Origin of the sequence: Chryseobacterium contaminans, from assembly GCF_001684955.1 — a bacterium.
Taxonomy (GTDB): Bacteria; Bacteroidota; Bacteroidia; order Flavobacteriales; family Weeksellaceae; genus Chryseobacterium; species Chryseobacterium contaminans.
Genome location: NZ_MAYF01000108.1, coordinates 1 through 6,062, shown reverse-complemented (window position 1 = coordinate 6,062; position 6,062 = coordinate 1). Strand labels below are relative to the sequence as shown.

Here is a 6,062-nt window from a genome sequence, read left to right as displayed (position 1 = left end):
TGAATTTAACGCAAAAGTTTTATTGGCCGAACGTATGATTATAAGGAGGCAAAGTTTGCGGCAAAGTCGTTTGAATAAGCTCATGGTAACAAACCGCTTCATCAGATCGATTGAAAATCGATCAATCTCTTTGCTCTCTTAAAATCTAGCAGCAGCAAATGATAAACTTTGCGTTTTAAAAAAATATGATAGTAATCTGAATTTAACGCAAAAGTTTTATTGGCTGAACGTATGATTATAAGGAGGCAAAGTTTGCGGCAAAGCCGTTTGAATAAGCTCATGGTAACAAACCGCTTCATCAGATCGATTGAAAATCGATCAATCTCTTTGCTCTCTTAAAATTCAGCAGCATCAAACGATAAACTTTACGTTTTAAAAATCCTTATGGATAAAGATTCCTTTACGATATTAAGACTCCTACGGAGTGACAAAAATGGGAAGTTTAGTAAAATCCCAAAAATAAATTATACTTTTATAAAAAGCTTTCTATTTCCTATCTTTTATTCCAATAAGTTTTAATGCGTTAGAAGTTAAAAAGATGTCATTAAAAACAGTTAATGCTTCCACATCATTAAAGCCTGCAGGAATCAGATCGTTTTTATTGAATGATAGCTCTATGGAAGTATCGTAAGAAGCCACAATTCTTACTTTTGAATAGCCATTGTAGTCTACTCTGAAACCTTCAAACATACATTTACGCTCTGCTTTCTGGTATTCACCATATTCTTCAAAACCTGTCATATCTGTTCTCTCATCATCGCTGTCATTATGTTCCAATGATTTCCATGAAGCATAATTTTTCGGTTCCTTTAATACATTTCCGTTAGGATCTACAGGAACAAACATTCCCAAAGTAAGGGATCGTTTTAAAAAATTAGCATAATTATTCATCAAGCTTAAAGTTTGAAGATCGGCATATCCTTCGTGGGCATAATATTCAAGCACGAAGCTAGTCATCGGAATCAGCTTATGAGAAGCATCAGTCGGCATACTTGGTCTTTTCTTTTTAGCCGATAAAAATAGTATTTTTATTGACGTTTCCCAACGTAACCTAAGCAATCCAACGGTATTTATACCCATTCTGAATAACAATAAGAAATATTCCGATGCATTTTCCGTATCTTCGCCCTATAACAGGGGATAATGATAGTGAATACTTCTTTGCAAGATATGGATTCGGTCCTTACCTTATATAAAATGGCTTCCGATTTTAAGAAAACCGTATCCGGTGTACAATGGCCGGAATTTGATCGGAATATGATTAAAACCGAAATCAATGAAGAACGCCATTTTAAAATTACAGTAGATGAGCAGGTGGCCTGTGTCTGGAGTATCACTTTTGATGACCATCAGGTTTGGGCAGAGAAAAATGAAGACCCAGCTGTTTATATACACAGAATAGCGACAAATCCTAACTTCCGTGGACAAAAGTTTGTTGAACAGATTGTAAAGTGGGCCAAAGAATTTGCTCCTCAACATAATAAATTATATGTAAGAATGGATACTACGGCTGGAAATCAGAAGTTAACAGATTACTATGTAAAATGTGGATTTACCTATCTTGGAGATAAGAAAATGACTGATACTGAGGGCCGCCCGGATCATTATCATAATGCTACCATGGGGCTTTTTCAGCTGAAAGTGTAAAATTCCTGTTATTTACAGACAGGCTGAACATCATTCAATAAAGTAACCAGCATTTTTCCCGGTTCTTCAAAAGGAATCAGATGGGCTGAATTTTCAAACCATATTCCCTTTTTAAAAGGAGCTTTTATATTCTTAAGCCATTGAGCTGTAGGTTCTGATGGAGTAGTATAATCATGTCTTCCCATAAACATAAATACTGGGATAGGAAATTCTTTAACATTCTTAAAATCTGTGTCAAGAAACTCAGGAAGTACCTTTGAAAGAGTGAACAAACTTCCTTTTCCGATAGCTTCCGCATCATTATAGGAATATTCCGGTGCCAGCAACGGAGCTTGAAAGAAATACCTGGAATTGTTTCTGTAAGCTGTTAGACCACCATAATATTGAGGCCATTTTCTCGCAATAATGATCCTCTCCCTCGTAATTGGGGTATTTCCCGGGTAAGGCGCTATGGAAGCAAGCTCCTTCAGAGCGGTATCATTTTTCAGTCGGGTAGCTTCTTTAACAGCAAAATCAGCACTTAGCCGCTCATTATCTCTGGTATTGATAATCTGTCCGATTCCTACATAGGCATAAAACAGATCTGGCCTTTTCAAAGCAGCTTTCATAGAGATAATTGTTCCCCAGCTGTGTCCTATGAGAAGAACTTTTTTCTTCTTATATTTTTCTTTAATTAATTCAGCAAGCTGAATGGCATCATCTACATATTGATTGATATTAATAGTGTTTTTTAAACTAAGAGTATCATTGGCATTATACGTTTTACCGGACGCTCTCTGGTCATAGTTCACTACTGTAAAATATTCTTCAATGGGCCTTTGAAACATCCACATCACCGGAGCAATAGGAGAGGCCGGACCACCATGTACAAATAAAATCACAGGGTTTTCTTTATTCTGCCCGCGAACATATACCCATTGTTTAGCACCACCAATAGTTGCTTTATACCTTTCCTGAATTCCATTAGGAGCAACTATAGAATCCAGATCTCTGATAATTTCCCTGGCTTCATTATATCTGTTTCCGGCCTTTTGATCCTGTCCAAACACTATAAATGAAAATAATAAAGTAAGAGCTGATATAATTGGATACCTCATGATTGCTGTTTATATTATTAAGTTTTAATATACAATATGTCAGATATTTACATAAAAAGTTACAAAATTATTGGCTAGGTTAAAACATCGAAAACCATTAAACCTCCTTTTCAGCTTTTCTTATAATCCATTCATTTTCAATTAATTTAAAAATGACTATCTTTACGGGAACCAAACAAACAGTATTAATATGTCAGTAACACCAGAAGGAGCCAGGAAGGCTCAGTTATCTTTATCTGAAAGGGCACCTGTAGCGCATGCCGTTCTTTCAGGCGCAGAAAATATTTCAAAGTACAGCAGCGGAGTATGCCATGATGTGGTTGCTTATACTCTTTATATGAGAGGAGCTAAGATCAGTCCAGATCAATTAGCGGGTTCAGCAGGTCAAAAATGGTTAGAAACGTTCAACTATTCCGGAGGAAAAAAATGGGATGGCTATTCTCCTATACCTAAAGGAAAAGCAATCGGTTTCTATAGGCTTATTGATAAGACCTGGTTCCATTCAGCAGTTACAACAGGAAACGGGAATGAAATCAGATCGGTCAATGGGTTTGCGTTAGGCTCAGCATGGTCTGTTCCGGTAGATATGAAATGGGTTCTAGGAAAAATCAATTCCGATGGTACCTTCAATTATGACGGAACTAAAATAGAAGTATATATCTCTCCTTTATAGCAGATATCCCAAAAAAATAAAAACTCCTTAAAAATGTTTAGGGAGTTTTTTTATTTTAAAGAGTAGCAATCACTTATATATTAAGGGCATTTACTATCAAAAAGATCATTAAAACCTAAGCATTGCATTTCGGACAAATTCCACTGATGATAAAATTATATTCCTCAGCAATAAAATGATCAGGCAAACTAATTTCCGGGATTACATTCTCAATACAGGTAACGGAATGACATTTTTTACAATTAAAATGAACATGATTATGAAAATGTTGTTCATGTGTACATTTTCCTATACATTTTGCAAAATTGACAACACCGTCCACATTCACAACTCTATGGATTGCCCCTTCATTTTCAAGTCTTTCCAAAACTCTGTAAATGGTAACCCTATTACAAAGATCACCTAATCTCTTCTGAATATCCGAGTGACTTAAGGCTACTTCAGAATCATTAATGAGATTTAAAATTTCAGTTTTGGCATGGGTATTTCTGATCTGTTTCATATTTTAATGCAACAAAGTTGCTTTATTTAAATTTTTATATTTACATTTGCAACAAAGTTACAATAAGAAATTTAAATCCCGATCTTTATGAAGTCTAAAATTCTTGATGCCGTAGGAATCTCAGCGGCAGCTTTATGCCTGATTCACTGTATTGTCTTTCCTTTATTGCTTGTTATTCCCATAGGAATATCTCATAATCCTTATATTGACCTTGCATTTCTTGCCATTGGAACCTTGGTAGTTTACAGAGTGACGAAACAAATTACTAGCCGCAGGCTTAAGTTTTTATTTTGGATATCCATTGGTCTTATCACTGTTTCCATTGCTGCAGACTTTATATTTGAAATACATCTGCCCTTAATTTATGCAGGAGCAGCCGGACTTATTACAGCACATCTTATCAATTTTAAAAACCATAAACACTAAGAAAGTAGCAGTAGAATTCTTCAACTTATTTTGAACAGTATTCTTCATATCATATTTTGTATTTTTAGTTGGTTTTAAAACAGGCTCTCCAAAATAATTGAAGAGCCTGTTTATTATATCCTGCAAATTGCTATGCTTATTTTGACGATTTTCTACGGCGCGTAGACACCTTTTTATCCAATTCTTTGATATCTTGTCTTAATTCTCGGAACATTTCCTTGAAATTATAACTTTCATAATCTCCAGGTTCAAAATCTTCGGGGAAAATTCCTGAAGCATACTGCCAGATCTCTACAATATCCTCAAGCGGAATATCATACGGCTCATAGAAAGAATTATCTGCACTTACACAAATGGCATTTCCTTTATGTTCTTTAAAACGTTTATAGGTAATCCCATCATTCTGCGTAATGAAAACATAAGTCTTTCCAGACTTCAGCTCGTTCACTCCCTCTACATATTTTCCTACAATGTATGAGCCATTTCTGAAAGGCGGCATAGAATCTCCGTCTGCCGGAAATGCCCTATATTTCCCATTATTTAAAAAGGGCAGGGCAATACGCTGAAGACTTTCAATATATCCCACATCGCTGTATCCCTCCAGATATCCCATGGATGCTTTCTGTGGAATGATTTCAATAGTATCATTTCCAAGATCATCCACTGCTACCGGAAGAACAATTCTGTTATCCGGGAGCTTCAGCATATCTTCTGTTGAATATTTCTGAAGATCTACAGACAATAAAAGATCGATACTCACATGAAAATATTTTGAAATCTTGATAAGAAGCTCAATAGGAGGTTCTGAAATTCCGTTTTCATATTTAGAATATCTCACCCTGGAGATCATAAGGTCATCTGCTACATTTTGTTGAGAAAGCTTTCTCTTGGCTCTCAGAGAGCGTATATTATTTGAAAAAATTGGCATTGATAGAAGTATGTCTGCAAAAATACGAATTTTGCCTGCTGTTATCAATAATAGAGGCAGCTTTTACCATAAAATTTAGAGAATTTATCATTTATTAACTAAGGCTAATAAAATGGAACAAAAAAGCATCTTTTTTCTGTTTCATCCTTCATTTTTACTTCTCATAACCTCATTTTAATAAATTTTAAATATTAATCATAAAAAAATTCATTGTGATTAAAAATATTAACTCCAATATTTAAAATTTGAAATATGCTTTTTAAAATTTAGTAAATCAACCAGATACAACACAAAAACGACATTCACAATATTAAACATTTATATTAACAAAATATTAAATAATAAAATTGTTTAATTATTTTATTCAAAATAATATGAGTTTATTATTATTTATCATATATTTGTGATGTATTAATCATATAAAATTTTAATCATGAAAAATTTCAAAAAACTAGACAGAAACGAACTAAAATCTATTTCAGGAGAAGGATTACTTGATCCAATCGGAGGATTAATCGGTGGTCTAGGTGGCGTTGTTGGTGGCGTTATCGGAGGAGTAGGTACTATCGTTGGCGGTGTTGTTGGCGGTGTAGGTTCTACAGTAGGTGGTGTTATCGGCGGTGTAGGTACCGTTGTTGGAAACGCTTTATGCCAAACACAGTGTGTAGTTAATGGTGTAATCCACATCAAATTATTAGAGTGTGGTTCTACTTGCTAATCAGCAGCTCCATTAAAAATTAAAAAGTATACCGCTCTTTTCAGAGCGGTTTTATTTTTTATACTAAAAAA

Annotated in this window: 8 protein-coding genes; 4 read left to right on the top strand and 4 right to left on the bottom strand. The window is 34.7% G+C overall.

The window, feature by feature from the left end:
• Positions 1 to 486: 486 nt before the first annotated feature.
• Positions 487 to 990, bottom strand: a complete 504-nt coding sequence (locus BBH99_RS07805) for a hypothetical protein (RefSeq protein WP_066694225.1) — start codon at positions 988 to 990, stop codon at positions 487 to 489.
• A 180-nt stretch (positions 991 to 1,170) separates the two neighbouring features.
• On the opposite strand from BBH99_RS07805, the gene BBH99_RS07800 reads away from it, so the two are divergent.
• Positions 1,171 to 1,647: a GNAT family N-acetyltransferase gene (locus BBH99_RS07800; RefSeq protein WP_228390768.1), complete on the top strand. Its 477-nt coding sequence runs from the start codon at positions 1,171 to 1,173 to the stop codon at positions 1,645 to 1,647.
• Between the two features lie 8 nt (positions 1,648 to 1,655).
• Here the strand turns inward: BBH99_RS07800 and BBH99_RS07795 are convergent, their stop codons facing one another.
• On the bottom strand, positions 1,656 to 2,744 hold the full coding sequence (locus tag BBH99_RS07795; protein ID WP_066694220.1) for an alpha/beta fold hydrolase: 1,089 nt from the start codon (positions 2,742 to 2,744) through the stop codon (positions 1,656 to 1,658).
• A 190-nt stretch (positions 2,745 to 2,934) separates the two neighbouring features.
• On the opposite strand from BBH99_RS07795, the gene BBH99_RS07790 reads away from it, so the two are divergent.
• Complete coding sequence (locus BBH99_RS07790) at positions 2,935 to 3,417, top strand: hypothetical protein (protein ID WP_066694217.1); 483 nt, start codon at positions 2,935 to 2,937, stop codon at positions 3,415 to 3,417.
• Positions 3,418 to 3,532: 115 nt separating this feature from the next.
• On the opposite strand, the gene BBH99_RS07785 is transcribed toward BBH99_RS07790, so the two are convergent.
• Entirely contained in the window at positions 3,533 to 3,919 is a 387-nt protein-coding gene (locus tag BBH99_RS07785; RefSeq protein WP_066694214.1) for a Fur family transcriptional regulator, read from the bottom strand.
• 87 nt (positions 3,920 to 4,006) lie between these two features.
• Between BBH99_RS07785 and BBH99_RS07780 the strand changes: the two genes are divergently transcribed.
• Positions 4,007 to 4,345, top strand: coding sequence for a MerC domain-containing protein (locus BBH99_RS07780; protein ID WP_066694211.1), 339 nt, complete (start codon positions 4,007 to 4,009; stop codon positions 4,343 to 4,345).
• A 136-nt stretch (positions 4,346 to 4,481) separates the two neighbouring features.
• Here the strand turns inward: BBH99_RS07780 and BBH99_RS07775 are convergent, their stop codons facing one another.
• The gene (locus BBH99_RS07775; RefSeq protein WP_066694208.1) at positions 4,482 to 5,273 is read right to left on the bottom strand and encodes an XRE family transcriptional regulator; all 792 of its coding nucleotides are present in this window, start codon (positions 5,271 to 5,273) and stop codon (positions 4,482 to 4,484) included.
• 433 nt (positions 5,274 to 5,706) lie between these two features.
• Between BBH99_RS07775 and BBH99_RS22355 the strand changes: the two genes are divergently transcribed.
• Entirely contained in the window at positions 5,707 to 5,991 is a 285-nt protein-coding gene (locus BBH99_RS22355) for a bacteriocin-like protein (protein ID WP_066694205.1), read from the top strand.
• The last annotated feature ends 71 nt before the right edge of the window (positions 5,992 to 6,062 follow it).

Excerpts from the sequence above, each read along its gene's own strand:
- BBH99_RS07775 (WP_066694208.1), bottom strand. The coding sequence starts at position 5,273 with ATGCCAATTTTTTCAAATAATATACGCTCTCTGAGAGCCAAGAGAAAG.
- BBH99_RS07780 (WP_066694211.1), top strand. The coding sequence starts at position 4,007 with ATGAAGTCTAAAATTCTTGATGCCGTAGGAATCTCAGCGGCAGCTTTA.
- BBH99_RS07790 (WP_066694217.1), top strand. The coding sequence starts at position 2,935 with ATGTCAGTAACACCAGAAGGAGCCAGGAAGGCTCAGTTATCTTTATCT.
- BBH99_RS07800 (WP_228390768.1), top strand. The coding sequence starts at position 1,171 with ATGGATTCGGTCCTTACCTTATATAAAATGGCTTCCGATTTTAAGAAA.
- BBH99_RS07805 (WP_066694225.1), bottom strand. The coding sequence starts at position 990 with ATGCCGACTGATGCTTCTCATAAGCTGATTCCGATGACTAGCTTCGTG.
- BBH99_RS07785 (WP_066694214.1), bottom strand. The coding sequence starts at position 3,919 with ATGAAACAGATCAGAAATACCCATGCCAAAACTGAAATTTTAAATCTC.
- BBH99_RS07795 (WP_066694220.1), bottom strand. The coding sequence starts at position 2,744 with ATGAGGTATCCAATTATATCAGCTCTTACTTTATTATTTTCATTTATA.
- BBH99_RS22355 (WP_066694205.1), top strand. The coding sequence starts at position 5,707 with ATGAAAAATTTCAAAAAACTAGACAGAAACGAACTAAAATCTATTTCA.